This is a genomic window from Acinetobacter sp. WY4, from assembly GCF_018438165.1.
In the GTDB taxonomy this organism is placed as follows: domain Bacteria; phylum Pseudomonadota; class Gammaproteobacteria; order Pseudomonadales; family Moraxellaceae; genus Acinetobacter.
This window is the reverse complement of sequence record NZ_CP053947.1, coordinates 2,989,943-3,015,872: the sequence shown is the minus strand read 5'-3', so window position 1 is coordinate 3,015,872 and position 25,930 is coordinate 2,989,943. Positions and strand designations below refer to the sequence as shown.

Annotated in this window: 23 protein-coding genes and 2 tRNA genes; 9 read left to right on the top strand and 16 right to left on the bottom strand. The window is 42.8% G+C overall.

Going from position 1 to position 25,930, the window contains the following annotated elements; genetic code table 11:
* Positions 1 to 35: 35 nt before the first annotated feature.
* The 3 genes from G4D73_RS14020 to G4D73_RS14010 all read right to left on the bottom strand — a co-directional run bounded on the left by G4D73_RS14020 (position 36) and on the right by G4D73_RS14010 (position 2,190).
* Positions 36 to 326 (bottom strand): co-chaperone GroES, encoded by a 291-nt coding sequence (locus G4D73_RS14020; RefSeq protein WP_004646315.1) that lies wholly within the window; start codon positions 324 to 326, stop codon positions 36 to 38.
* A gap of 168 nt (positions 327 to 494) precedes the next feature.
* Positions 495 to 1,271 (bottom strand): metallophosphoesterase family protein, encoded by a 777-nt coding sequence (locus G4D73_RS14015; RefSeq protein WP_004646314.1) that lies wholly within the window; start codon positions 1,269 to 1,271, stop codon positions 495 to 497.
* Positions 1,252 to 2,190, bottom strand: a complete 939-nt coding sequence (locus G4D73_RS14010) for a diacylglycerol/lipid kinase family protein (RefSeq protein ID WP_034438446.1) — start codon at positions 2,188 to 2,190, stop codon at positions 1,252 to 1,254. Before G4D73_RS14010 ends, G4D73_RS14015 begins: the two co-directional genes overlap by 20 nt.
* A gap of 417 nt (positions 2,191 to 2,607) precedes the next feature.
* Between G4D73_RS14010 and G4D73_RS14005 the strand changes: the two genes are divergently transcribed.
* Both G4D73_RS14005 and G4D73_RS14000 read left to right on the top strand, forming a co-directional pair.
* Positions 2,608 to 4,437 (top strand): phosphoenolpyruvate carboxykinase (GTP), encoded by a 1,830-nt coding sequence (locus tag G4D73_RS14005; protein ID WP_005246943.1) that lies wholly within the window; start codon positions 2,608 to 2,610, stop codon positions 4,435 to 4,437.
* Between the two features lie 134 nt (positions 4,438 to 4,571).
* Positions 4,572 to 4,994: a hypothetical protein gene (locus G4D73_RS14000; RefSeq protein ID WP_004646311.1), complete on the top strand. Its 423-nt coding sequence runs from the start codon at positions 4,572 to 4,574 to the stop codon at positions 4,992 to 4,994.
* Positions 4,995 to 5,067: 73 nt separating this feature from the next.
* Here the strand turns inward: G4D73_RS14000 and G4D73_RS13995 are convergent, their stop codons facing one another.
* Together G4D73_RS13995 and folD are read right to left on the bottom strand one after the other, a co-directional pair.
* Positions 5,068 to 5,736, bottom strand: a complete 669-nt coding sequence (locus G4D73_RS13995) for a class I SAM-dependent methyltransferase (RefSeq protein ID WP_004279468.1) — start codon at positions 5,734 to 5,736, stop codon at positions 5,068 to 5,070.
* Between the two features lie 135 nt (positions 5,737 to 5,871).
* Positions 5,872 to 6,720, bottom strand: a complete 849-nt coding sequence (folD, locus tag G4D73_RS13990) for a bifunctional methylenetetrahydrofolate dehydrogenase/methenyltetrahydrofolate cyclohydrolase FolD (protein ID WP_004646309.1) — start codon at positions 6,718 to 6,720, stop codon at positions 5,872 to 5,874.
* Between the two features lie 153 nt (positions 6,721 to 6,873).
* Here folD and G4D73_RS13985 point away from each other — a divergent pair.
* Positions 6,874 to 6,947, top strand: a tRNA-Cys gene (locus tag G4D73_RS13985).
* Between the two features lie 10 nt (positions 6,948 to 6,957).
* Positions 6,958 to 7,043, top strand: a tRNA-Leu gene (locus tag G4D73_RS13980).
* A gap of 152 nt (positions 7,044 to 7,195) precedes the next feature.
* Here G4D73_RS13980 and G4D73_RS13975 read toward each other — a convergent pair.
* The 3 genes from G4D73_RS13975 to G4D73_RS13965 all read right to left on the bottom strand — a co-directional run bounded on the left by G4D73_RS13975 (position 7,196) and on the right by G4D73_RS13965 (position 9,662).
* Positions 7,196 to 8,098, bottom strand: coding sequence for a helix-turn-helix transcriptional regulator (locus tag G4D73_RS13975; protein ID WP_213687018.1), 903 nt, complete (start codon positions 8,096 to 8,098; stop codon positions 7,196 to 7,198).
* Positions 8,099 to 8,251: 153 nt separating this feature from the next.
* The gene (locus G4D73_RS13970) at positions 8,252 to 8,455 is read right to left on the bottom strand and encodes a hypothetical protein (protein ID WP_004646307.1); all 204 of its coding nucleotides are present in this window, start codon (positions 8,453 to 8,455) and stop codon (positions 8,252 to 8,254) included.
* 214 nt (positions 8,456 to 8,669) lie between these two features.
* On the bottom strand, positions 8,670 to 9,662 hold the full coding sequence (locus G4D73_RS13965) for an NAD(P)H-quinone oxidoreductase (protein WP_213687017.1): 993 nt from the start codon (positions 9,660 to 9,662) through the stop codon (positions 8,670 to 8,672).
* 130 nt (positions 9,663 to 9,792) lie between these two features.
* Here G4D73_RS13965 and G4D73_RS13960 point away from each other — a divergent pair, with 130 nt between their 5' ends.
* Positions 9,793 to 10,137, top strand: coding sequence for a thioredoxin family protein (locus G4D73_RS13960; protein ID WP_004646305.1), 345 nt, complete (start codon positions 9,793 to 9,795; stop codon positions 10,135 to 10,137).
* A gap of 69 nt (positions 10,138 to 10,206) precedes the next feature.
* On the opposite strand, the gene G4D73_RS13955 is transcribed toward G4D73_RS13960, so the two are convergent.
* The 3 genes from G4D73_RS13955 to cysD form a co-directional block, all read right to left on the bottom strand.
* A complete protein-coding gene (locus G4D73_RS13955; RefSeq protein ID WP_004279462.1) occupies positions 10,207 to 10,479 on the bottom strand; it encodes a hypothetical protein in 273 nt (90 codons plus the stop codon).
* Positions 10,480 to 10,624: 145 nt separating this feature from the next.
* Positions 10,625 to 12,241, bottom strand: a complete 1,617-nt coding sequence (gene cysN / locus G4D73_RS13950; protein ID WP_213687016.1) for a sulfate adenylyltransferase subunit CysN — start codon at positions 12,239 to 12,241, stop codon at positions 10,625 to 10,627.
* A gap of 165 nt (positions 12,242 to 12,406) precedes the next feature.
* Entirely contained in the window at positions 12,407 to 13,321 is a 915-nt protein-coding gene (cysD, locus tag G4D73_RS13945) for a sulfate adenylyltransferase subunit CysD (protein ID WP_004730252.1), read from the bottom strand.
* A 323-nt stretch (positions 13,322 to 13,644) separates the two neighbouring features.
* Between cysD and G4D73_RS13940 the strand changes: the two genes are divergently transcribed.
* From G4D73_RS13940 to G4D73_RS13925, 4 genes are all read left to right on the top strand, one after another.
* The gene (locus G4D73_RS13940) at positions 13,645 to 14,187 is read left to right on the top strand and encodes a hypothetical protein (RefSeq protein WP_213687015.1); all 543 of its coding nucleotides are present in this window, start codon (positions 13,645 to 13,647) and stop codon (positions 14,185 to 14,187) included.
* 243 nt (positions 14,188 to 14,430) lie between these two features.
* Complete coding sequence (locus G4D73_RS13935; RefSeq protein WP_213687014.1) at positions 14,431 to 15,183, top strand: IS5-like element ISAba31 family transposase; 753 nt, start codon at positions 14,431 to 14,433, stop codon at positions 15,181 to 15,183.
* 184 nt (positions 15,184 to 15,367) lie between these two features.
* Positions 15,368 to 16,003, top strand: a complete 636-nt coding sequence (locus G4D73_RS13930) for a YqiJ family protein (RefSeq protein ID WP_213687013.1) — start codon at positions 15,368 to 15,370, stop codon at positions 16,001 to 16,003.
* A 37-nt stretch (positions 16,004 to 16,040) separates the two neighbouring features.
* Positions 16,041 to 17,747 carry a flotillin family protein gene (locus tag G4D73_RS13925; RefSeq protein WP_213687012.1) on the top strand — a complete coding sequence of 569 codons (1,707 nt, stop codon included), beginning with the start codon at positions 16,041 to 16,043 and terminating at the stop codon, positions 17,745 to 17,747.
* Between the two features lie 65 nt (positions 17,748 to 17,812).
* Here G4D73_RS13925 and sucD read toward each other — a convergent pair whose 3' ends face one another.
* The 5 genes from sucD to G4D73_RS13900 form a co-directional block, all read right to left on the bottom strand.
* The gene (gene sucD, locus G4D73_RS13920) at positions 17,813 to 18,703 is read right to left on the bottom strand and encodes a succinate--CoA ligase subunit alpha (RefSeq protein ID WP_004646291.1); all 891 of its coding nucleotides are present in this window, start codon (positions 18,701 to 18,703) and stop codon (positions 17,813 to 17,815) included.
* Positions 18,704 to 18,715: 12 nt separating this feature from the next.
* Positions 18,716 to 19,882, bottom strand: a complete 1,167-nt coding sequence (gene sucC / locus G4D73_RS13915) for an ADP-forming succinate--CoA ligase subunit beta (protein WP_153567074.1) — start codon at positions 19,880 to 19,882, stop codon at positions 18,716 to 18,718.
* Positions 19,883 to 20,052: 170 nt separating this feature from the next.
* Positions 20,053 to 21,483 carry a dihydrolipoyl dehydrogenase gene (lpdA, locus tag G4D73_RS13910; protein ID WP_004279436.1) on the bottom strand — a complete coding sequence of 477 codons (1,431 nt, stop codon included), beginning with the start codon at positions 21,481 to 21,483 and terminating at the stop codon, positions 20,053 to 20,055.
* A gap of 99 nt (positions 21,484 to 21,582) precedes the next feature.
* Positions 21,583 to 22,797, bottom strand: a complete 1,215-nt coding sequence (gene odhB, locus G4D73_RS13905; RefSeq protein ID WP_004279435.1) for a 2-oxoglutarate dehydrogenase complex dihydrolipoyllysine-residue succinyltransferase — start codon at positions 22,795 to 22,797, stop codon at positions 21,583 to 21,585.
* 18 nt (positions 22,798 to 22,815) lie between these two features.
* Entirely contained in the window at positions 22,816 to 25,638 is a 2,823-nt protein-coding gene (locus tag G4D73_RS13900) for a 2-oxoglutarate dehydrogenase E1 component (RefSeq protein ID WP_004279434.1), read from the bottom strand.
* Positions 25,639 to 25,930: the final 292 nt, after the last annotated feature.

The window sequence follows — 25,930 nt, the reverse complement described above, 5'->3', positions numbered from 1 at the left end:
CTGATTTGGAATGAATAAAACTTTTTTAGCGCAGATTAAGCTTCTAATACCGCTAAAATGTCAGATTCTTTCATGATTAAAAGCTCTTCGCCGTTTACTTTTACAGTAGTGCCTGCATAAGTACCGAACAATACTTTGTCGCCAACTTTTACGTCTAACGCGCGTACGCCATTGTCAGTGATTTGACCATTACCAACTGCAATGATTTCACCTTGAGCAGGTTTTTCAGCAGCCGAACCTGGAAGTAAAATGCCCCCAGCTGTTTTAGTTTCTTCTTCAACACGACGAATAACAACGCGGTCATGTAATGGACGAATGTTGCTCATAAATAACTCCATCAGACTAAGTCTTTTTTAGGTCACTGATGACGACTTAATTATTCCATGGGTCATCATCAAAAATTTTTGATGTCACTTTTATGGAGATGGAATAAAACGCTTCAAGGGCAAAAATGAAAAAAAATTGGTTTTTTTTAACGAATCATAGGTTTTCGTCTATTTATTCGGCAGATCAGCCTTCAACATAAAGGCTTGTGCCACTTCATCGAATAAATATTGAGAAATTTTTCCTGTGGCATCAATCAGATTAAAGCTGTTCGGTTCATCTTTATGTAGACGATTTGACGCAGAAGTCCCTGCATGTACATCATATACAGGATGATCCATCCCCAATCCGAACATCTGATTCAAATCATAAATCGCCGGTTGATGCAGATGCCCATGCAACACCGCAAACAGACCATGCTCTGCCCAGGCCTCTAAAGCAATTTTGGCCATCAATGGGCTGTCCTTGAAACCGCGCTTATTTTGAAAAGGCACATAAAAAGGCTGATGGCTGACAATGATTTTTAATTTGGAAGCAGGCGCCTGCGCCAGCGTCAGGTCAATACGCTGAATCTGCTCAAGGGATAAATGCCCTTTGGTATGATATCGACGTCGGATCGAATTCACCCCAATCAGATAAAAATTTTCAGTTTCAAATATTGGCTCCAATTCACCAAAAAAAATCTGGTAACGGGTAAATGGATTGAAAAGCCGATTCCACAAATGATAGAGCGGAATATCATGATTCCCCGGGATCACCATATAAGGCGTATTGAGCTGATCTAAAAATTTTTTGCAGGCAAAGAATTGACCCAAACGTGCGCGCTGAGTCAGGTCACCACTGATGACGACGGCTTCAAGTGGATGGGTCTGACAGAAATGCCGAATCGCTTCTAAACACTCCGGCTTCTCTGTTCCAAAATGCAGATCAGACAGATGCAGGATCATGTGGCACCATTACGTTTAGGCTATCTTTTAATACAGAAATATTGAGTGGCGGGGCCATTTCCACAATTTCCCCATCAATCGCTACCATCAGTTTCTTGGCTCGGGATTCGATTCGAACTTGATCGGCTGCAAAACTATAAACATCCGATGCCTGGTCAATCTTGCCACGAATCAGCTGATACACTAGCTTAAATAAAGTAAGCTTATCACTTTTAGAAACTACAACTCCCGCCACTTTGCCTTTTTCAGCCGCTTCTGCAATGCGCATTTTCATATCCGCCAGTTGCAAGGGATTATTGCCAAAAAAAATCAGTGGTGTTTTTACCGGATATTTCTTTTGATCCACCCAGATTTTTAGTTTTAATTCTTTACGGTCGCGAATTAAAACATCCAGTGCAGAAGTATAGGCATGTAGCGGTAAGCGACCAAAAATACGATTATAGTCTTCACGTTTTTTAATAAATAAAGGATATAGACCTAAACTGGCATTATTCAGATAAATTTCCTGATTGATACGAGCAACATTCATACGTTGTGGCTGTCCTGTCGCAATCACTTTTGCCGCTTCAAGCAAATCCAGCGGAATCCCCAATAATCTCGCCACATAGTTAAAAGTCCCTAAAGGCAAAATACCGACAGGAATTTGCGTATTCAACACATGTTTGGCGACTGTATTTAAAGTGCCATCTCCGCCTGCCGCAACGATGATTCCTGACTCGCTAGATGCCAAATGCTGTTCAAGCACCTCAACCATAATTTTATCAAATTGCTGTGAATCATTGATTTCATAAGCTTTAGTTTGATAACCCTGCGCTGAAAATATATCGATCAGCTGTTCATAAATGCCTTCTGGCCCCTGTATGCGAAAACCAGCTTTATGATTAAAAATCAGCGATAAGGGTTTAGATTGATTAGACATTTTTCGCGCAATTTCATTGAAGCTTATTGGCATTTTGTCCAATTCATAGACAATTAACAGTGGCTTTATGTAAAATTCAAATGGCAACCATTTATTTAATCAATAATGAATATTAGAGATCTTATAAAATTAAGATAATGATTTTAATATTAATTTTTAAAATAAATACCATCCATCATTTAAATAAATAGAATCAATAATTCAAATATTTAGTTTTATCTTGTTGTTTTACTTATATTTATAAATAAAATAGCATTATATTCCAAAAGAAATCTAGCACTTCTTTGGTCTTATTTTTTTTATCATTTTATGCTTTAATACAGCCACTTTTTTTCATATTTCATCTGGGCGATATTTTTTATTGCTCGGATTGTACTTTGTACATCTAATTTGTACACATTTGAGATAGGCCTCACCATGACCCAAGTGAACGCACCAGAATTCGTTCGTCACCCTAAGCTTATTGCTTGGGTGGAAGAGATTGCTAAATTAACAAAACCAGCAAAAATTGAATGGTGTGACGGTAGCGCAGAAGAATATCAACGTTATATCGACTTGATGATCGCTAACGGCACAATGCAAGCGCTGAATCAAGAAACTCATCCTGGTTCTTATCTTGCAAATTCTGATCCTTCTGACGTAGCACGTGTTGAAGATCGTACTTACATCTGTTCTGAAAACAAAGACGATGCTGGCGCGACCAACAACTGGGAAGCACCTGCTGTCATGCGCGAAAAATTGAACGGTTTATTTGACGGTTCAATGGCAGGTCGTACACTTTATGTGGTTCCATTCTCAATGGGTCCATTGGGTTCTCATATCGCTCATATCGGTATCGAGTTAACTGACTCTCCTTACGTTGCAGTAAGCATGTCTAAAATGGCTCGTATGGGTAAAGCTGTTTATGACGTTCTTGGTACTGACGGTGAATACGTTCCTTGCGTACACACTGTAGGTGCTCCGCTTGCGAACGGCGAAAAAGATGTTGCATGGCCTTGCAACAAAGAAAAATACATCGTGCATTACCCAGAAACTCGTGAGATCTGGTCTTATGGTTCTGGTTATGGCGGTAACGCATTATTGGGTAAAAAATGCCTGGCATTACGTATTGCATCATTTATGGGTCGTCAACAAGGCTGGTTAGCTGAACACATGCTGATCCTTGGCGTGACCAATCCACAAGGCGAAAAACACTACATCGCAGCTGCATTCCCATCTGCATGTGGTAAAACAAACTTCGCTATGTTGATTCCACCAGCTGGCTATGAAGGCTGGAAGATTGAAACTGTAGGTGACGATATTGCCTGGATCAAACCAGGTGAAGACGGTCGCTTATATGCAATCAACCCTGAAGCTGGCTTCTTCGGTGTAGCGCCTGGTACCAATACTAAAACCAACCCGAACTGTATGGCAACCATGCACAAAGACGTGATTTATACCAACGTTGCTGTGACTGACAACGGTGAAGTTTGGTGGGAAGGTCTGACTAAAGAAGCGCCTGCTAACTTGACTAACTGGAAAGGTCAACCACACACTGGCGAAGAAAAAGCAGCGCATCCAAACGCACGTTTCACAGTATCTGCTGGCCAGTGCCCTTCTATTGATGCTGACTGGGAAAATCCAGCAGGTGTTCCAATCTCTGCGTTCATCTTCGGTGGTCGTCGTGCAGACACAGTGCCTCTAATTTCAGAAGCATTTGACTGGGTTGACGGTGTTTACAAAGCTGCAACGATGGGCTCTGAAACAACTGCTGCTGCTGTTGGTCAACAAGGTGTTGTTCGTCGTGACCCGTTCGCGATGCTTCCATTCGCGGGCTACAACATGGCAGATTACTTCACGCACTGGTTAGAAATGGGTGAGCAAGTGGGTGCGAAAGCTGCTGCTGCTGGCAACAAACTTCCAGGTATCTACAACGTGAACTGGTTCCGTCGTGATGCTGAAGGCAACTTCGTATGGCCTGGTTTCGGCCAAAACATGCGTGTTCTTGAGTGGATCATTGACCGTTGTGAAGGTCGTGCTGATGCTGTTGAAACACCAATCGGCCTAGTTCCTACTTACGAACAGCTGAACTGGACTGGTTCTGACTTCACTAAAGAACAGTTTGACCTAGTAACTTCTCAAGACAAAGATCAATGGATCAAAGAGCTTGAAAGCCATACTGAATTGTTCGATAAGTTAGGTGAGCGTTTACCGGAAGCGTTAAAAACTCGTCAAGCAGAACTTATTGCTGCGGTTAAATCTGCTTAATTGCTGATTTAATTAAAAAAGGTCGCGTAAGCGGCCTTTTTTATTGGCTGTTTAAACAATTGATCACAATTGACCAGAGCAGCAGTTTAAGCAAAATATGGCATACTTAAGCCAAAACTTCAGGAACTATAAATATGAAAAGAACAACAGTAATTTTGGCTATGGCTGCGAGCAGTTTCGTACTGAGTGCATGTCAGACCACACCCCATCAATTCAATGGACAAAGTGGCTATGAAATTCTGGAACGTTCAGGCAATACAGCAACCTTGAGCTACACCCTCTCAGGACGACCAAGCCAGGATGAAAATCGCTTGCAAGCCGCTTGCAGACACGTATTAGGAAATTCCAAAACTTACAACATCCAGATTTTAAGCACCAATGAAATTTCCAATCCAACTGCGGAACAGGAAAACTATGGCCGCCAACTGGGTAATAGCCGCACGCAAATCAGCTTGAGCAATACGCCTGATTTACATAATAGCGAGAACCCGGGTGCACGCGAAGCTTTAGAAGCCCGCCCTACGACCATGCGGGTTATTCGTTATACCTGTTCTTAATATCTGATACTTAGTTACTTAAGCAGAGTAAGACAATCAAAAAGGGCCTAGTGCCCTTTTTAATTTTTTAAATTTAACGTGTTTTATAGAAACTGACATTACGAAATTCGGGCGATTCATCCAAATCCGGCCAGGTCGTCGCACTACGCTCATCCAGTTTTTCATATTGAGGATGACTAAAGTTTTTTACCCGACTGTCTGCAACCCACACCTCAGGTGCAAATTTTAAAAACTCATCCAGGAAGAAACGGTTACATTGATCATAGAGCACATCTGCGGCTAATAAAATATCCACCTTCTCTGCCTTATATAGGTCATCCAGATATTCAAGCTCGACATCATTTAGCTCTGCATTGGCACGACAGGCATCTAGACTAACTTGATCGATATCACAGCAGATCACACGTTTTGCACCTGCCATTTTCGCCGCAATGGCAACTACGCCCGATCCCGCCCCAAAATCCAAAACTACTTTGTCTTTAACATGATGCGGCTCTGCCAATAGCCACTGCGCCATCGCCAAGCCTGAGGCCCAGCAAAAGATCCAGTATGGTGTATCATTCCAAATGCGACGAATCACCTCATCATCCAGCTTATCTGTTGGGAATACTGGCGGAATCAGCCACAGGGAAATGGGTGTATCCGGCAATTGCTGTGCATGTAGCTCACAGTGTGGAATCACATCATGCAAGGCTTTTAGTAGATGTTCTGGGGCTTGAGGGAGTCGGAAGGTGCAGCTCATTAGATTTCTTTTAATTAGTATTAATGTCTTTGAAGAATCTCCCCTAGCCCCTCTTTAAAAAAGAGGGGGAAACTCCATCCAAAAATAGTGATCAGAGTTCCCTCCTTTGAAAAAGGAGGGTTAGGGAGGATTTGATTAACCTAAAGCTTTTTCAGCAGCTTCAACCGTTTGGCGGATTAAAGTGGTAATCGTCATTGGACCTACACCACCCGGAACTGGTGTGTAAGCAGAAGCAATTTCTTCAATGCCAACAAGTTGGATATCACCAACACCACCGCCATCACGTGGATGGAAACCAGCATCAACAACCACTGCACCTTGTTTGATCCAGTCTTTTTGAATTAATTCTGCTTTACCTACCGCACCGACAATGATATCTGCTTGCTTAACAAAGCTTGCAAGATCTTGAGTACGTGAATGGCAAATGGTTACGGTTGCATTCGCTTCTAGCAGCATCGCAGCCATTGGTTTACCCAAAATTGCAGAACGACCTACAACTACCGCATGTTTACCAGCGATTTCAATGTTGTTCTCTTTCAGGATAGTCATAATACCCGCAGGCGTCGCTGAACCATAGGCTGCCTCACCCATTGCCATACGACCATAGCCCAGGCAAGTGACACCATCTACGTCTTTTTCAAGCGAGATTGCATCGAAACAGGCACGCTCATCAATTTGTGCAGGAACCGGGTGCTGAAGCAGAATACCGTGCACATCAGGATTTGCATTTAATTTTTCAATTTCAGCCAATAATTCTTCAGTTGTGGTTTCTTTAGGAAGTTCCACTTTGAGTGAATCCATACCAACACGGCGGCAGGCATTGCCTTTCATGCGAACATAAGTTGCAGATGCACCATCGTCACCTACCAAAATCGTCGCAAGAATTGGAGTACGACCTGATTTTGCTTTCAGCGCTTCTACGCGAGTAAACAAGTCAGCTTCAATTTGCTTCGCCAATGCACGACCGTCTAGAACTAATGCCACGGCACTTCTCCCAAGTGTTGATATGAATCAATTTTGCACATTCTACATGAATAATTTAAATATTTTCCGCCAGATGATGTTTTTATGCGCATACAGATGAATACACTATTGTTTTTTTTTCTGAGCTTGCTAATATACGCATCAACAAGACGCGGCGGGGTGGCAGAGTGGTCATGCAGCGGACTGCAACTCCGTGGACGCCGGTTCGATTCCGACCTCCGCCTCCATCTTGTTAAAGCCCGAGTGGTGAAATCGGTAGACACAGGGGATTTAAAATCCCCCGCCCACAAAGCGTGCCAGTTCGAGTCTGGCCTCGGGCACCATTCTTCTACTACAGAAAGATGGTGCAAATAAAGAACCCAGCGAAAGCTGGTTTTTTTATGCCTGTAATTTAGTAAATCAAAAAAATAAGTAAATTAAATTTCCATTTAAAGCATGATCATTAATTAAGCTACCCTGCTCTACGTTCTCAATATCATCCAGCAGAACGTAAATATCCCTGCAAATCCTGTTCCAGTTTTTGCTGGAAATGAATCGGCTCAATAATTTTCACATAAGGCAACCAGTAACGCACCAAAGGTAGCAACTGCATTTCATGACGAATCTGGCAACTAATCACTAACTCTCCAGTCCCAGTTTCCTGCTCGATCTGCTGTTCTGGAAATAAACGGCGCTCTTTAAAAAAGACCGCGACTCCAGGTTGTACCCTGATTAAGACTTGCTGCTTTTGCTGCCCAAACCAGATGCTGTCTTCATCTGCCAGCATTTTCAGCATTTCAGGATCATGCGCAAAGCTCTCCGCCTTAGAAACCAGCTTGAGCTGTTGCACCTGACTTAAGCGATAAGTGCGCAACTTGTCCTGATCTACGCCCACCAGATACCAGATACCATGATGGTGAATCAAGCGATAAGGCTTAATGATTCGCAATTGATCTGAATATTGCAACTCAACCTGCTGACGTTTATAGATTGCGCTTGCAAGCAACTTGAAATGTTCGGCAAACTGTTTGGCATCTTCAAAATAATAGCCTTTTGCCGAAAATACCTGATTTGCCCGCTCATCCAGCAATTCACGCATAAAAGACATATCCAGCGCCGGATACAGCTCACTGATCCCCGAAAGCTGGGCAAAGGTCTGGATATCCTGCAATTTAAAGCGCCCTAAATAAGAGGGTTCCAGATAATATCGTTTCTGTTCATCTTGAAGTAAGGGTAAGTAAGAGCCTAGACGATCAAAATCACGCTCAATGGTACGGGTGCTGACTTGAAATTCTGCAGCTAGCTCTGCAGCCCGGAGTTGATATCCGACGTTTAATTTGGTCAAAATTCTGGCTAAACGCTCTGCAAGACGCTCATGTGTTGAAGCTGGGCGCTTCATAAATCCCCACTTAATACATTCTCATGTACTTATTTATCGCTAGATGTTGAATGATTATACTGAATGTCGATCAGTGAATAATATTAGGACAAAGTCTAAGATATTTTTTTGCATCAGATCTTGACCCTTTATTCACCCTAAAAATACAAGATCTTATTTAGATTTTCTGGATGCTTTCTTGCTTGAATGACGATTTTGTATTGTTAATCTTTCTATATAACGCTCCAGATGCAGCATCGCCCGATACATTTTATGTAACTCTACCCAGCTGATGGTTCCGCGAATAATCATTTTATGAATACGTCGTAATGCTCTTAAACTATGTTTTGAACTATATGCTGTTGAAATAATTTTCATCTTATTTTCCCTCTCACATTCATGTGAATGTTTAACCATTTGGTCGGAATTATCTATACATGCAATTTACGTGTCATAATTGACAGGTTGTGTCGAACAGTTAACATTTTTTAATTTTTATTCAAGATTTTATATATTTATTTGTAATAATATTTTACTTAAAATTAAAAAAAGCCAGTAAAATTACTGGCTTTTTTGAATCACTTATCTCGTATTAAATAATTTCAACTACAACTTTACCCACATGCTCTCCAGTATCCATTGTGGCATGGGCATCCTGAATCTGATCGAACTTAAACGTTTTATAGATCATCGGGAGACATTCGCCTTTTGCCCACAATGGTGCAATCTGCTCTTTCAGGCCTTGTGCAATTTCCGCTTTTTCAGCCGTGCTGCGTGCACGCATGGTCGAACCGGTAATGGTCAGACGTTTCATCATGATTTGACCCAGTTTGACTTCTTTGGCCTTGGCACCACCCAAGAAAGCGATATAGACCAGACGTCCATCACGGCGCAACAAATTCAAATTACGCTCTAAATATGGTGCACCGACCATATCTAAAATGACATCGACACCACCATTTTCGGTCTGCTCATTAATCACTTGCTCAAAGTCCTGAGTTTTATAATTAATAGCCGTGGTTAAATCAGAAATAGCTGCAACTTTTTCATCTGAACCCACAGTTGCAAAAGTTTTAATACCAAGTGATTTACACAGCATCAAAGCAGTCGTACCAATCCCGCTCGTTCCACCATGCACCAGTACCGTTTCCCCTGCTTTAGCCTGACCCATCTGGAACACATTAGCCCACACGGTAAAGAAAGTTTCAGGAATGGCCGCTGCCTGGACAAAACTTACGCCTTCAGGAATATTCAAGGTCTGGCTTTCTGGCACTACGCAATATTCAGCATAACCGCCACCATTGGTCAAACCACAGACTTGATCACCAACTTTAAACTGACTTACATCACTACCAATCGCAACCACCTCACCTGCCACTTCCAGGCCAGGAACTGGCGTTACCCCTTTCGGCATCGGATATAAGCCTTGACGCTGTAGGATATCTGGACGGTTAATACCAAAGGCATGAACTTTCACCAGAACTTCATCTGCTTTAGGTTCAGGTACAGTCACCGTTTCATAAGCGAGTTTATCGACACCACCTGGTTCTGTAATAATGACTTGCTGCATGGTTTGTTGCGACATGATTTCTTTCCCTAATCTATGCATTTCATATATCTTGGACTTATTTGAACATAGTTAGCATGAGGAATGAAGCTACATCGGACTTATGTATAATCGGGGGACTATTCAGGAAATTGATAATAGGCCAACCATGACCCAAGTGATCGAATATAACGAAAACAATTACAGTGATTTTGAGTGGTTTGAAGGTTTTGCCGTGATTCGCTTTTATGCAGACTGGTGCAAGCCTTGTGTTCAGAATTTTCCGGTCTTTGCCGAACTGGCGACATACTATGCTGAGGTAAATCCTGAAGTTAAATTTGGCAAGATCAATGTGGATCAGTCTCCGATTTTAACCTTGCGCTATAATGCCTATGGTTTGCCTTCTACGCTTATTTTTAGAAATGGAGAAATTATTAAAAGGATTGCAGGCGTGAAAAGTTTAACTGAAATGAAAGCAATTCTGGCCTTAGTCCTCAATGATTCTTATGAATAATTACCCATGTGAAGCCAAATCTAACAAAAATATTTCTTTTAGCTCACTATCTAAATACGGAGCCTTTAATTAACTACGCCCTTTATATTCCTTTACCATTCGATCACTCACATCTTCCGGATAACACAGCGGCGCATATCCGCCTGCACGATTATAAGCACTACGCTTACCACAACGACTACCATTACTTGCAGTATTGTAAGGACACGGACAATTTCCCGGATAATTCTCAATCGACTGCTGGATTATTTTTTGCTTGATTGCTTCAACGCTTTGGCTGCTCTGTTTGGCTTCAGCTCCAAAAGCCACACACAAGCCAGCCAGCAATATTAATTTTTTCATATATTCCCCAAATCTAGGGAGTATTGTATTAATTGACTAGTAAATTGAAAGATCACATTTTGACTAATCGAATGATTATCATGCAATCAAAATTTAGGCAATAAAAAACCCGCTTTTCAGCGGGTTTCTTCAAATCAGTCCAGTCTTAAAGACGAACCAATTCCACAATCTTCTCAGCAAGTTCTTCAACTGTATCTACGGTTAAAGTCGTGTCTGTACCTTCAGCAGCATCGGTAATCACAACCACACCAGTTTCACGAACCAGTGCAACCTGCTCCGCATTCAAACCTGCTTTAGCAATAGCAACGATCCCTTGCTGAATCAGCAAGCTTTCTAGCGCCTGAGCATTTTCCAAAGCTTTACCAGATACAGTCACCGCAGCAGGTTTTTGACCCAAACGTGCCGCACGTGCTTCTGCAGTGACAGGCTCATCGTGTGCAGACCATTCAACTGATTCTTCCACCATACCAGCACCAATCGTCACGTTATTCAAACGATCGATGAAGATAAACGAACCGGTGAAACGGCTGTCTTGATAACGGTCAAAGACCACTGGTGCATCAAATTCAACAGTCACATTGGCGATTGCATTTAGCTCAAGTTTATCCACCTGAACTTTTTCCAATGTGTTAACGTTGGTACGGTAATGAATTGCCGTTACTTTTGCCGGAACAGTTTGCGTACCAATCTTAATGTTGTACAGCTTGCCAATCACTAGCGGTTGATCAGCCATCCACACTACAGTCGCTTGAACTGAACGTGAAATATTTGGAACCGCTTGATCAGCACGAATTAACACGTTACCACGTGAAATATCAATTTCATCGTTAAGCGTTAAAGTCACTGCCTGACCTGCAACTGCATGCTCAAGGTTGCCATCAAAAGTGACAATTTCTTTAACAGTCGATGATTTACCAGAAGGCAAAGCTGTTACGGTATCACCAACATTGATATCGCCAAGTGCGATCGTACCGCAGAAACCACGGAAGTCGAGGTTCGGACGATTGACGTATTGCACAGGGAAACGGAAATCCTGCTTCGCTGAACTACGGTTAATTTCCACCGATTCAAGCGTACCCATCAGCGTTTCACCAGTGTACCACGGCGTATTGGCTGACTTGTTCACCACGTTATCGCCATTCAGTGCAGAAATAGGCGTAAAAATGATATTGCTTGGTTTGCGATCGCCCAATTGTGCAACGAATGCCGCATATTCAGCCTGGATTTCATTGAAACGTGTTTCAGAGAATTCCACCAAGTCCATCTTGTTGATTGCAACAATGATATTTTTGATACCGAGCAAACTCGCAATAAAAGTATGACGACGCGTCTGGGTTTGCACGCCATAACGCGCATCAATCAAAATGATTGCAAGGTCACACGTCGACGCACCTGTCGCCATGTTACGGGTGTACTGTTCGTGTCCCGGCGTATCCGCGATGATGAATTTACGTTTTTCTGTCGAGAAATAACGATAGGCCACATCAATGGTAATGCCTTGCTCACGCTCTGCTTGTAAACCATCGACCAGAAGTGCCAAGTCAGGTGCATCACCTGTCGTACCGACTTTTTTCGAGTCACGGGTCACGGCCTGTAATTGATCTTCATAAATCAATTTTGAATCATACAGCAGACGACCGATTAACGTCGATTTACCATCGTCCACGTTACCGCAAGTCAGGAAACGCAACAGGTCTTTATTTTCATGTTGTTTCAGATAGCCCAAGATATCTTGGCTGATTAAATCAGATTGATGAGACATCGCTCAAAGCTCCACATATTCTTTAGAAATCGGTTGTTTTGAATCTCTTTTTAATCTCCCTAAATCCCTCTTTAATAAAGAGGGACTTTATCTCCGTTCTGATTTAGGAGTTCCCCCTCTTTTTAAAGAGGTGAGTAGCATTGCTGCGCAAGGGGGGAGATTAAATTAGAAGTAGCCTTCCTGCTTCTTCTTCTCCATCGAGCCTGCTTCATCATGGTCAATCATACGACCTTGACGCTCAGAACTGGTTGCTAGCAACATTTCCTGAATAATTTCCGGCAAGGTATTGGCTGTAGATTCCACAGCACCTGTTAATGGATAACAACCCAAAGTACGGAAACGTACCGATTTCATTTGTGGAACTTCACCTTCTTTTAAAGGCATACGTTCATCATCAACCATAATAAGAGTTCCACTACGTTCAACCACAGGACGTTCTGCAGCCAAATAAAGTGGTACTAATGGAATACTTTCCAAATAGATGTATTGCCAGATATCCAGCTCAGTCCAGTTAGATAACGGGAATACACGGATACTTTCGCCTTTATTCACTTTACCGTTATAAAGATTCCAAAGTTCTGGACGCTGGTTTTTCGGATCCCAGCGATGTTTCGAATCACGGAATGAATAAACACGCTCTTTGGCACGTGATTTTTCTTCATCACGGCGCGCGCCACCAAAAGCAGCATCAAAACCGTATTTATCCAGAGCCTGTTTTAAGCCCTGAGTTTTCATGATGTCGGTATATTTAGAACTACCATGGTCGAACGGGTTAATACCTGCCTCAACCCCTTCTTTATTCTGATGCACGATCAAATCGAAACCATGGGTTTTCGCCATGTTATCCCGGAAAGTGATCATGTCTTTAAACTTCCAGCCTGTATCGACATGTAATAATGGAAATGGAAGTTTTGCTGGGTAGAACGCTTTTAGCGCAAGATGCAGCATGACCGCCGAATCTTTACCAATCGAATACAGCATGACCGGATTTTCAAACTCGGCAGCAACTTCGCGGATGATATGAATACTCTCAGCTTCAAGCTGTTTGAGATGAGTAAGTCTTTCCTCATTTAACGACATGGACAACACCAGCTTAGAAAAACGTGTACTTATGACACTTTTGAAAATTTATATTCATTATAGTGATTTACTTATCCTATCCATTGCTTGTTTTATGATATTGATATATTAAAAGCTCATATAAAAATTCATCAATAATGAATATCAGTTTTTATGAATCAATAATTTACCCAATTCAAGCGAGGATATTGTGTGGTATAGCTATATATTACCCTGTCGCTAAGCCAATAAAATCCTAGGAAAATAATCTAAAGTAGTGGTTCTCAAATAGTTAAAAAATTACTAGAGTAAGACTCAATTCTCCCTATTGATATACTTCGTTTATGCCCTATAGCGCTTTTGATCTTGCCACTGTAAAAACCCGTCTGGAACAGGCCCAGCTTGCTAGTTATATTTATCAGCACCAGCAAAATATTTTGGTCTTGCAAGAACCTTTCAGTGATGATGGCAAGCCTTTAAATATCTATCTGCAACACGAGCTGACCGCGGATCAAATCGGATTACAGTTTGGTCTACGTTTGCAAGAAAGTCATTGGGAATTTCTAATCGGCGTTACTTATAGCAACCAGAACGCAGCTTACGAAATCGGTGCTGGCAACCTCAAAGGTGATCAAAAAGCCTTTAACTTATTATATGCCTTTTATAATTATCCTAAAGCGTTCTATCTGGTGGCATTACCTTTGACAACCAACAGTCAGATTTTGGAGCAAACCTTGCAACAGCAGCTCTTCAAGCAGCCTAATCTCGACTTCCTGAATACTGCAGTCAAGGTCAATCCTATGGGTGAACAGGTCAAATGGATGCAACACTATATTCTGCAACAGACTTTAGATATGAAAGTCCGGATTCAGACTGCCCTGCTTTAGACTTGAATAGAAAAATTTAGAGATACTCAGGTCGATGTATCTCTATATCTTTCTCAGGCAAGCATACACAGAATGCCATGCTATTCAGAATTCCTATTGCCGCTATGACATCACTTGCTCAAACATCCATTTAACTTATAGTTTATTATTAATTTTAATAGTTTAGGGTGTGTTGACACTTTTAGCTTAAAAAAATAGCGAAGTAGTAAAATCAAATCGCCAAACCCAATTTTACTATTCGCTATGCCTCGTACCATGCTGACAGATCAACACTGGCAAAAGTTGAAAGTTATTCTGCGTAATTTATCCATTCACCACAACTCAAATTTACGCAATTTTATTGAAGCTATTCTCTATAGAATTAGAACAGGCTGTCCGTGGCGAGATATTCCTTCTTGTTTTGGTCATTCAAACTCTATTTTTAAACGTTTTAATCGTTGGTCAAGCAGCGGTAAGTTACTTAGATTATTCAAATTACTAGCCTCATGCCCCGGCCCCGATATGGAGTGGATTTTTATTGATGGCTCTCATGTACGTGCTCATCAACATTCTGCCGGTATAGCGAATCAATCTATTTCTAAAAGTGTAGGAGGAAACTCCTCAAAAATACATTTGATTGTTGATGCACATGGCAATCCTATTGATTTCATGATTACCGATGGAACCACACATGATGTTAAAGTTGCACCTGATTTAATATCAACATTAGATTTAAAAGAGACAAAAGTGGTATGTGCAGATAAAGGCTATGATTCAGAACCACTGCGTGAACAGATCAGGAAAACAGGGACTAAAGCGAATATACCAAAGAAAACAAATAGCCAATCGAACAATGACCATATGGACTGGTGTTTATATAAAATCAGGCATTTAGTTGAAAATATGTTTTGCAGATTAAAGCAATTTAGAGGAATAGCTACTCGATATGACAAGCTCAAAAGAAATTATCAAAGTTCTGTTGCTTTAGCCTGTATATTTTTATGGCTACCTTTATAGGGTTAATTATGAACAGTAAATGTCAACAGACCCTAATAATTATTAAATAATCAATATATTCAATCCTTGTTTATAAGGTTTTTTTGTTATTTTTTTGCATACAAAATCAACAATTACTGTTATCGTTATATCAATAAAAACTTTCAGATACTTTTCCTAAAAACATAATTATAGAGATAAAAAAATGTGGGAACTGTTTACGCATCCATCCAATATCGTATTTAGTATTAGCCTGAGCCTAATGCTGATGTTTGCAGCACTAGAATGTATTCTATTACTGCTTGGCGGAGGCTCTCAGCATATCTTTGAACAGTTTTTACCTGAAGATCCCCTGCAACTGGAAATAAGTCCGGATCAGTCTCCGGGTGTTTTTAGCAAAGTATTTGACTGGTTATATCTGGGACGTCTGCCTTTATTTATCTGGCTGATTATTTTTCTGACCAGTTATGGTTTGAGCGGTTTATTGATTCAGGGCATATTTGAACGCCTGACCAGCCAACTTTTCAGTGTCTGGCTGATTTCTCCGGCCTGCCTGTTTCTGTGTATGCCTTTGGTGCGCTTTCTTGCCATGGCCGCCAGTAAACTCCTGCCCCAAGATGAAACCTCTGCGATTCATAGCGATGAACTCATCGGACGTACCGCGACCATTATTCTGGGAGATGCCAAAGTGAATTCTCCCGCACAAGCCAAAGTCCGGGATCAACATGGCCAGACCCATTATGTTCTGGTTGAACCAGAAAACAATCAAATTCTAAATCAAGGTCAGAATGTAGTTCTAACCCACAAAACCAAGAACGGCTTTCAAGCCATTGCACTTTAATTTTATTTAGCTAGCACTCAATTGAGACTTTATAACAATGTTAACATTTGATTTATATAATATTTTAATTATTACGGGAATTATTTTTGTAGCACTGGTGACCTTCGGTCTCATCATTGCACGTTTATACCGTCGTTCAAGCAAGGAAATTTCCTTTGTACGTACCGGTTGGGGTGGAGAAAAAGTGATTTTAGGTGGAGGCGCAATCGTGCTCCCTGTCTTGCATGAAATCATTCCAGTAAATATGAATACCCTACGTCTTGAAGTCCGCCGTGCTGATGATCAGGCACTGATTACCCGTGACCGTATGCGAGTCGATGTCATGGCCGAATTCTATGTCCGAGTCAAACCTACCGCAGATTCAATTGCCACCGCAGCACAAACCCTTGGTCAAAAAACCATGTCACCGAATGAACTAAAAAATCTGGTAGAAGGTAAGTTCGTTGATTCACTGCGCGCAGTGGCTGCAGAAATGGCCATGGAAGAACTGCATGAAAAACGCGTCGATTTCGTACAAAAAGTCCAACAAGTGGTTTCAGAAGATTTGCACAAAAACGGTCTGGAGCTTGAAACGGTTTCCCTAACCGGACTGGATCAGACCGGATTTAAATACTTCAACCCGCAAAATGCATTTGATGCTGAAGGTCTGACCAAGCTCACTGAAACCATTGAAGATCGTCGTCGCAAACGTAACCATATCGAACAGGATACCGATCTGGCGATCAAAACCAAAAATCTGGAAGCTGAACAGGCGCGCCTGCAAATTATTCGTGAAGAAGAATATGCCAAACTGCAGCAAGAGCGTGAAATTGCCATTCGCCGTGCTGAACAGCTGGCTGAAATTGCCGCTCAGGAAGCCGGCAAAAAACGTGAAGCAGAAGAAGCACAAATTGCCGCTGAACGAGAAGTCGAACTCAAGCGTATTTTGGCCGCCCGTGATGTCGAAAATGAAAATATTCAAAAGGCCCAGCTGATTCAAAAAGCACAGGTCGAACAAAAGAAAACCATTGAACTGGCTGAACAGGATCGCGCCATTGCCATTGCGGAAAAATCACGTGCTGAATCTGAAGCCAAGGCCCAAGCTGATCAGGCGCGTGCACAAGCGGTAAAAGCGGAAGAAGAAGTCATCACCGTACGTCAAATCCAGCAAGCAGAGCGTCAAAAGGCAGTTGAGCTGGTCGCAGCCAAAGAACATGCTGAAAAAGATGCAATTGCCATTACAGTTGCCGCTGAAGCTGGCAAACAAGCGGCAGCAGATGATGCAGAAGCAGTGCGGATTGCGGCTGAGGCGGAAGCAGAAAAAGTCCGCCTTAAAGCCAAGGGCGAAGCGGATGCGAAAATTCTACTGGCTCAGGCAATGGAGAAACAGTATCAGGTGGATGCTGAAGGTACACGTGCGGTCAATGAAGCCAATAACGTCCTGTCACCTGAACAGGTCGAAATGCAGATTCGTCTGGCCATGCTGAAATACTTGCCTGAAATTATCAGAGAAAGTGTCAAGCCAATGGAGAATATTGATGATATCAAGATTCTCCAAGTGAATGGCCTACATGGCGGTCATGCCGGTGCCTGTCAGGCAGATGCCCATCATGAGAATAGTAATGTTGCTCTTTCAGATCAGGTGGTGAATAGCGCCCTGCGTTATCGTAGCCAGGCACCGCTCATTGACAGCCTGATGAGTGAGCTCGGTATTCAGGGTGGAGATATTAATGGGATGACCCAAAGCCTTAAAGCTAAAACTTAAAAATAGACTGAGATATAAAAAAGCTCCCATCTGGGAGCTTTTTTATTAAAGGTCTAATGTGAATATCACACTAAACCTTTATCTTTTAACACTTGCAGCATGGTTGAACCAAGTTCGGCTGGACTACGTGTATACGCCATACCCGCACGCTCAAAGGCAGCAAACTTTTCTTCTGCTGTGCCCTTACCACCTGAAATAATCGCACCTGCGTGACCCATACGTTTGCCTTTAGGTGCAGTCACACCCGCAATATAACCAACAACTGGCTTAGTCACATTCGATTGAATATACTCCGCAGCTTCTTCTTCCGCAGTACCGCCAATCTCACCAATCATAATGATAGCTTCAGTTTGTGGATCTTCCTGGAACAGTTTCAAGCAGTCAATCTGGTTCATGCCTGGAATTGGGTCTCCACCAATCCCGATACAGGTCGACTGACCCAGACCCAGCTTCGTGGTTTGTGCTACGGCTTCATAAGTCAATGTGCCTGAGCGCGAAATGATCCCGATTTTACCTGGTTGATGGATATGACCCGGCATAATCCCGATCTTACATTCACCCGGCGTAATAATACCCGGACAGTTTGGTCCAATCAGACGTGTGCCATTACCATTGGTTTCCAGATAACGTTTGGCTTTAAGCATGTCGATGGTCGGTACACCTTCAGTAATTACCACAATTAACTCAATGCCAGAATCAACCGCTTCAACAATAGAGTCCAGTACAAAGGGTGCCGGAACATAAATCACTGAAGCATCTGCACCTGTTTCTTTCACTGCTTCACGCATGGTATTAAATACAGGCAATTCTAAATGGGTTTGACCACCTTTACCCGGGGTTACACCACCCACGACTTTAGTGCCGTAGGCTAAAGCCTGTTCAGAATGGAATGTACCGTTTTTGCCTGTAAAGCCCTGTACCAATACTTTAGTGTCTTTATTAACTAATACGCTCATGTTAGATACTCCTTAAGCTTTTACAGCAGCAACGATTTTTTCTGCAGCATCAGCAAGACCATGTGCAGAAATCAATTTTAAACCTGATTCATCCAGTAATTTTGCGCCCAGTTCCGCATTATTGCCTTCGAGGCGAACAACTACGGGAACGGTCACATTTACTTCCTGAACCGCTGCAATAATTGCTTCAGCAATCATGTCACAACGTACAATTCCACCAAAAATATTGATTAATACACCTTGAACAGAATTATCTGCCAAGATAATTTTAAAGGCTTCAATCACGCGCTCTTTGGTTGCACCACCACCAACATCCAGGAAGTTGGCTGGTTGACCGCCATAAAGCTTGATAATATCCATGGTTGCCATGGCAAGACCGGCACCATTGACCATACAACCAATGTTACCCTCTAAAGCCACATAGTTCAGATCAAACTCAGACGCTTTTAACTCACGTTCATTTTCCTGAGACTTATCACGCAGTGCAGCGACTTCAGGCAAACGGTACAGCGCATTTGAATCAATTCCGATTTTGGCATCAACACACAGAATGTCGCCATTTTCACGCACAGACAACGGATTGATTTCGAAAAGTGCAAAATCATTATCTACAAATGCCTGATAAGCAGCCGTCATGACTTTAACAAACTGATTGATTTGTCCATCTTTGAGTTTAAGTGCAAAAGCAACTTCACGCGCCTGAAATGGCACTAGACCAACTAAAGGATCAACTTCAACTTTAATGATTTTTTCAGGAGTTTCTTCGGCCACTTTCTCAATTTCAACACCACCCTCAGTCGATGCCATAAAAGTGATGCGGCGAGTCGAGCGATCCACTACAGCGCCCAAGTACAGCTCGCGCTCAACCGGATAAACATCCTCAGAGACCAAAATGCTATTGACCGGCTGACCATTGGCATCAGTCTGGTAAGTCACCAAGCGTGAACCAATAATCTGGTTGGCATATTCAGCAGCCTCGGCAGCCGATTTTACCACTTTTACCCCACCAGCCTTACCCCGGCCACCCGCATGCACCTGTGCTTTCAATACTGCGAACTTTCCGCCAAGCTGCTCGAAAGCATGCACCGTTTCATCGGCATTGGTGGCAAGTATTCCTTCCTGTACAGGCATACCATATTTTTTTAATAGCGCTTTTGCTTGATACTCATGTAAATTCATTGAATAACCTTTTATTACTTCTTTGCCTTGTTATAACCCACTAGCACCCAGACGTCCGTCAAAGCAGTACCAGCATTTCTTAAAATCGTTATCTTTATTTTTAGATGATTGTTCCAATAAAAACAACCATGAAATGTAAAAAGAGCGACCTAAGTCGCTCTTTTTTCGAATTACTTACGCTTACGTTGGATCGCGTGAATCGCACGCCCATCAACTGCAAGTGCAGCTTCATGTACCACTTCAGAGAATGTCGGGTGACCGAAAGTCATCAACTGAAGATCTTCAACTGAAGATACAAACTCAAGCGCGATCATACCTTGGTGAACGATATCAGACGCAGCAGGTCCAATCACGTGCATACCGAGTAAACGATCCGTTTTTGCATCAGCAACAAACTTCACGAAACCGGCACCTTCACCCGCAGCTAAAGCACGACCGTTCACAGCAAAACCGAATTGACCCGTTTTAACTTCGTGACCTTTTTCAGTCGCTTGCTGTTCTGTTAAACCTACCCACGCCGCTTCCGGATGTGTGTAAATTACAGAAATAATGGTGTCATAGTTCACTTGTGCAGCATGACCGTGAATACGCTCAACCGCCATTACGCCTTCTTCCATTGCTTTATGCGCAAGCATTGGACCACGTACCAAGTCACCAATTGCGTATACGCCTTCAACTGAAGTTGCACACCAATCGTTGACTTCAACCAAACCGCGTTCAGTCAATTTAATGCCTGAATCATCAGCCAATAAACCTTCAGCATATGCGCGACGACCGACACAAACGATCAATTTATCGAAAGTTTCAGTTTTGTCTTCACCAGCTTGGTTATATTTAACCGTTACTTCACGACCATTGATTTCAGTACCTGCAACTTTTGCACCGATACGGATATCCATACCTTGCTTAGTCAACAGTTTTTGGAAGTCTTTTGCCAATGCTTTATCAGCCATTGGTAAGAATGCATCCATTGCTTCAAATACAACAACTTCAGCACCAAGACGACGCCATACAGAACCAAGCTCAAGACCGATCACGCCCGCACCAATTACACCTAAACGCTTAGGTACTTCTGGGAATTCAAGCGCGCCAGTAGAATCAACAATTAAGTCTTGATCTACAGGAGCCACTGGAATATTTACTGGTACAGAACCCGTCGCAAGAATCACATATTTAGGCTCTAAAACTTGAGTTTCACCTTCGTGAGAAACAAATTCTACTTTTTTACCTGCAAGCAGTTTACCCGTACCTTTTAACCACTCGATGCCATTACCTTTAAGTAACTGATCGATACCGCCAGTCAATTGATCTACAACTTTGTCTTTACGAGCCAGCATTTTAGAAAGATCGAATTTAACTTCACCAGTCGTAATACCATGGTCATCTAGATGTTGAACTGTATCTTCATAACGATGTGAAGAATCAAGTAAAGCTTTAGACGGGATACAACCGACGTTTAAGCAAGTACCACCTAAAGATGGTTTACCTTTATGAATACGTTTTTCGATACACGCAACTTTAAAACCAAGTTGAGCTGCACGAATTGCTGCTTCGTAGCCGCCCGGGCCACCACCAATTACGACTAAATCGAATTGAGACATGTTTATCTCCAACTAATCCCCCTTATTAATCCCCCTTTTCCAAAGGGGGATCTTCCCCTCTTTTTAAAGAGGGGTTAGGGGAGATTTTTAATGAATAAATTACAGATCAAGGATCAGACGCGCTGGCTCTTCTAACAATTCTTTGATTGTTACAAGGAAACCGACTGCTTCTTTACCATCGATTAAACGGTGGTCATAAGACAGTGCAAGGTACATCATTGGCAAGATTTCTACTTGACCATTCACCGCCATCGGACGTTCCTGGATTTTATGCATACCCAGAATCGCAGTTTGTGGCGTATTTAGAATTGGTGTAGAAAGCAATGAACCAAAAGTACCACCATTAGTAATAGTGAATGTACCGCCAGTCATGTCTTCGATGCCCAGCTTACCGTCACGTGCCTTGCCAGCATATGCACGGATGCCATTTTCAACTTCAGCATAGTTCATGCGGTCTGTATCACGAAGTACAGGAACCACTAGACCACGTTCAGATGAAACTGCAACACCGATGTCATAGTAACCGTGATACACGATGTCATCACCATCAATTGAAGCATTTACCGCTGGATAGCGTTTAAGCGCTTCAGTTGCTGCTTTAACGAAGAATGACATGAAGCCAAGACGCGCACCATGACGCTTCTCGAATGCATCTTTGTATTGAGCACGCATTTCCATGATTGGTTTCATGTTCACTTCGTTGAACGTAGTCAACATTGCAGTTTCTTGAGTTGCTGCAAGTAAACGTTCAGCAACACGCTTACGAAGACGAGTCATAGGAACACGTTTTTCGATACGCTCGCCCACTGCAACGCTTAATGGTTGCGCTGCAGGTGCTGCCGGTTTCGCCTGATGATTTGCCACATCTTCTTTCGTGATGCGACCGCCACGGCCTGTACCTGCAACATCAGCAGCTGCAACACCAGATTCAGTCAATGCTTTACGCACTGCTGGAGCCTGGTCCTGTACTTGTTGACGTTCAACGATCGGTGCATTACCCGCTTCAGTTTGCGCAGCAGCTTGTTCAACTTTTTCTTCAGACTGAACTGCTTGAGTTTGCGTAGCGCCAGAAACAGCACCTTCTTCAAACTGTGCAATGACTTCAGCTGAAAGAACAGTATCACCTTCACCTTTAATGATAGATGCAAGTGTACCGTCTGCAGGAGCAACAACTTCTAAAACAACTTTATCAGTCTCAATATCGCAGATCACTTCATCACGTGACACTGCTTCACCTGGTTGTTTGTGCCAAGTTGCGATCGTACCGTCCGCAACTGACTCTGGGAATACCGGTGCTTTAATTTCGGTTGCCATTACTTAGAATCTCCTGGATTATTCAGCGTCGATCGCAAGCGCGTCGTTGATGAGCTGAGCTTGTTGTTTTGCATGCAAATATGGTGAACCACATGCCGGTGCAGCAGAAGCTTCACGGCCTGCATAGCTAATACGTACTTGTTTACCCGCTTTCATCACATCGTCATATAGACGCGGTGCGATGAACAACCAAGCACCTTGGTTCTTCGGTTCTTCTTGCGCCCAAACGAGTTCTTTAACGTTTGGATATTGCGCAAGCACTTCTGCCAGGCGTTTTTCTGGGTATGGATATAATTGTTCAATACGTACAATTGCAGTGTTGTTCAATTCTTTTTCACGACGTTTTTCAACTAGGTCGTAATACACCTTACCACCACACAGAACCAGACGGGTTACATCTGACTTGTTGATGTTGTCTACTTCATCAATCACGGTCTGGAATGTACCGTTTGCAAGCTCTTCAAGGCTAGATACAGCAAGCTTGTGACGAAGTAAAGACTTCGGCGAAGTAACAATCAATGGCTTACGGATTGGACGAATCGCTTGACGACGTAATGCGTGGAAAATCTGCGCAGGCGTTGTCGGTGTGATTACTTGCATGTTGTCTTCAGCACATAGCTGCAAGAAACGTTCCAAACGTGCAGATGAATGTTCTGGACCTTGACCTTCAAAACCGTGTGGAAGAAGCATAGTTAAGCCACATACACGCTCCCATTTGGTTTCACCAGATGAGATGAACTGGTCAATGACAACCTGTGCACAGTTTGCGAAGTCACCGAATTGTGCTTCCCAGATGATCAAACTCTTAGGAAGAGTCGTCGCATAACCATATTCAAATGCCAATACAGCCATCTCTGACAGTAATGAGTCATAGATTGCGGTACGCGGCTGGTTTTCTTTCAGGTTACACAGTGGAAGATAAGTTGAACCATCTACCTGGTTATGCAGTTTTGCATGACGGTGTGAGAAAGTACCACGACCTACGTCTTCACCCGTTAAACGAAGCAAGTAACCATCATCTAGTACAGTTGCATACGCCAGAGTTTCAGCAGCACCCCAGTTCAGTGGCATTTCGCCCGTTTGCATTTTCAGACGGTCATCAATCACTTTTGCAACTTGACGCTGCATTACGAAGCCTTCAGGAAGCTCACGCATTTTCTTGCCAAGCTCTTTCAGACGTTCGATTGGGAAAGTTGTATCCCACTCGTCTGTGTACTCATGACCTAAATAAGGTGTCCAGTCCACAAACATTTTTTTGTTTGGTTCAAGTACCAGTGCATTGGCAACATGATTACCCGCTTCCAGGTCTGCACGGTAGTTTTCAACCATTTGATCTGCACTTGCGCGATCAAGAACACCCTGTTGTACCAATTGATCCGCATAAAGCGTACGCGTAGTCGCTTTCTTGTTAATCACTTGATACATCATTGGTTGAGTTGCAGCTGGCTCATCCGCTTCGTTATGACCACGACGACGGTAGCAGAACATGTCAATCACAACGTCTTTACGGAAGGTATGACGGAAGTCATGTGCCAATTGTGAAATGAACACCACAGCTTCAGGATCATCACCATTCACATGGAAGATCGGTGCCTGAATCATTTTTGCGATGTCAGTACAGTATTCTGTAGAACGTGCGTCACGTGGATCAGACGTCGTGAAACCAACCTGGTTGTTAATTACAATGTGCACTGTACCACCCACGGTATAACCGCGAGTTTGTGACATCTGGAAAGTTTCCTGGTTAACGCCCTGACCTGCAAATGCAGCATCACCGTGTACGATTAGTGGCAATACGTCATCGCCGCCAATGTCTTTACGACGTACTTGACGTGCACGTACTGAACCTTCAACCACAGGGCCAACGATTTCAAGGTGTGACGGGTTAAACGCCAATGCCAAGTGAACTTCGCCACCTGGAGTCATCACGTTTGAAGAGAAGCCTTGGTGATACTTAACGTCACCAGAACCTTTCTTGTGAATAGACTTACCTTCGAACTCACCAAACAGGTCAGCCGGGTTCTTACCCATGATGTTAACCAGAAGGTTCAGACGGCCGCGGTGAGGCATACCGATCACAACTTCTTTACAGCCTACAGAACCTGCACGCTGAATAATTTCGTTGACCATCGGGATGAATGCTTCACCACCTTCAACGCCGAAACGTTTGGCACCAACGAATTTATTACCAAGATATTTTTCTAGGCCTTCAGCCGCAGTTAAACGCTCAAGGACATGTTTCTTTTGATCAGCATTGAAGCCATATTGACCGCGTGCACTTTCTAGACGTTGTTGAATCCAACGTTTTTCTTTGGTGTCCACGATGTGCATGTATTCAGCACCGATTGAACCACAGTAAGTGGCTTCCATTGACTGAACCATTTCAGCCAAAGTCGCTTCTTCTTTACCGATCGCCAGGTTACCAGTATTGAATACTGTGTCTAAGTCAGACTGAGTCAAACCATGCGCAGCAAGATCTAGATCAGGCACAACTTCACGCTTCGCCAAACCTAATGGATCCAGTTTTGCTTTCTGGTGGCCACGGTTACGGTACGCAGCAATCAGCTGTAGCACGCCAATTTGACGACGTTCATGCTCTGAGCTGACTGTCGACTGAACAATAGGCTGAATACGGCTTGAATTGCGACCTAAAAGTAGGAATTGCTCACGTACATTACTGTGTGGTTGATCACCTTTTGGGAATTTATCGAAGTACGCTCTCCAGTCAGCACCCACTGAGTCTGGAGCAGTCAGATACTGCTCATAAAGTTCTTCAATATACGCTGCACTATCAGCGGAAAGTTCAGTGTCAAGACGCAGAGCGTCAGCAACTTCTTGCATTTGTGGACCCATTTCCTATTGCAAAAACATTTTCAGGATGCTTTTTAAGCAAAACCCAGGATTATTAGCATCAAATTGGTAATATGATACTAGTCCCCCATAAGGCATAAGCCATGAGGCGTTATCACCACACCAAGAAAATCTTGATATGTTTAATGAACAATAACGCCCCTCAGCGGCATCATCACTCATTGAATACCCGATCGAAACCGGGCAATTTTTTGCAAATCGACTTAGAAAAAACCAAGCATTAACAAAGATTTTTTCTAAAGCGACTCGGGTCTACCTTTAT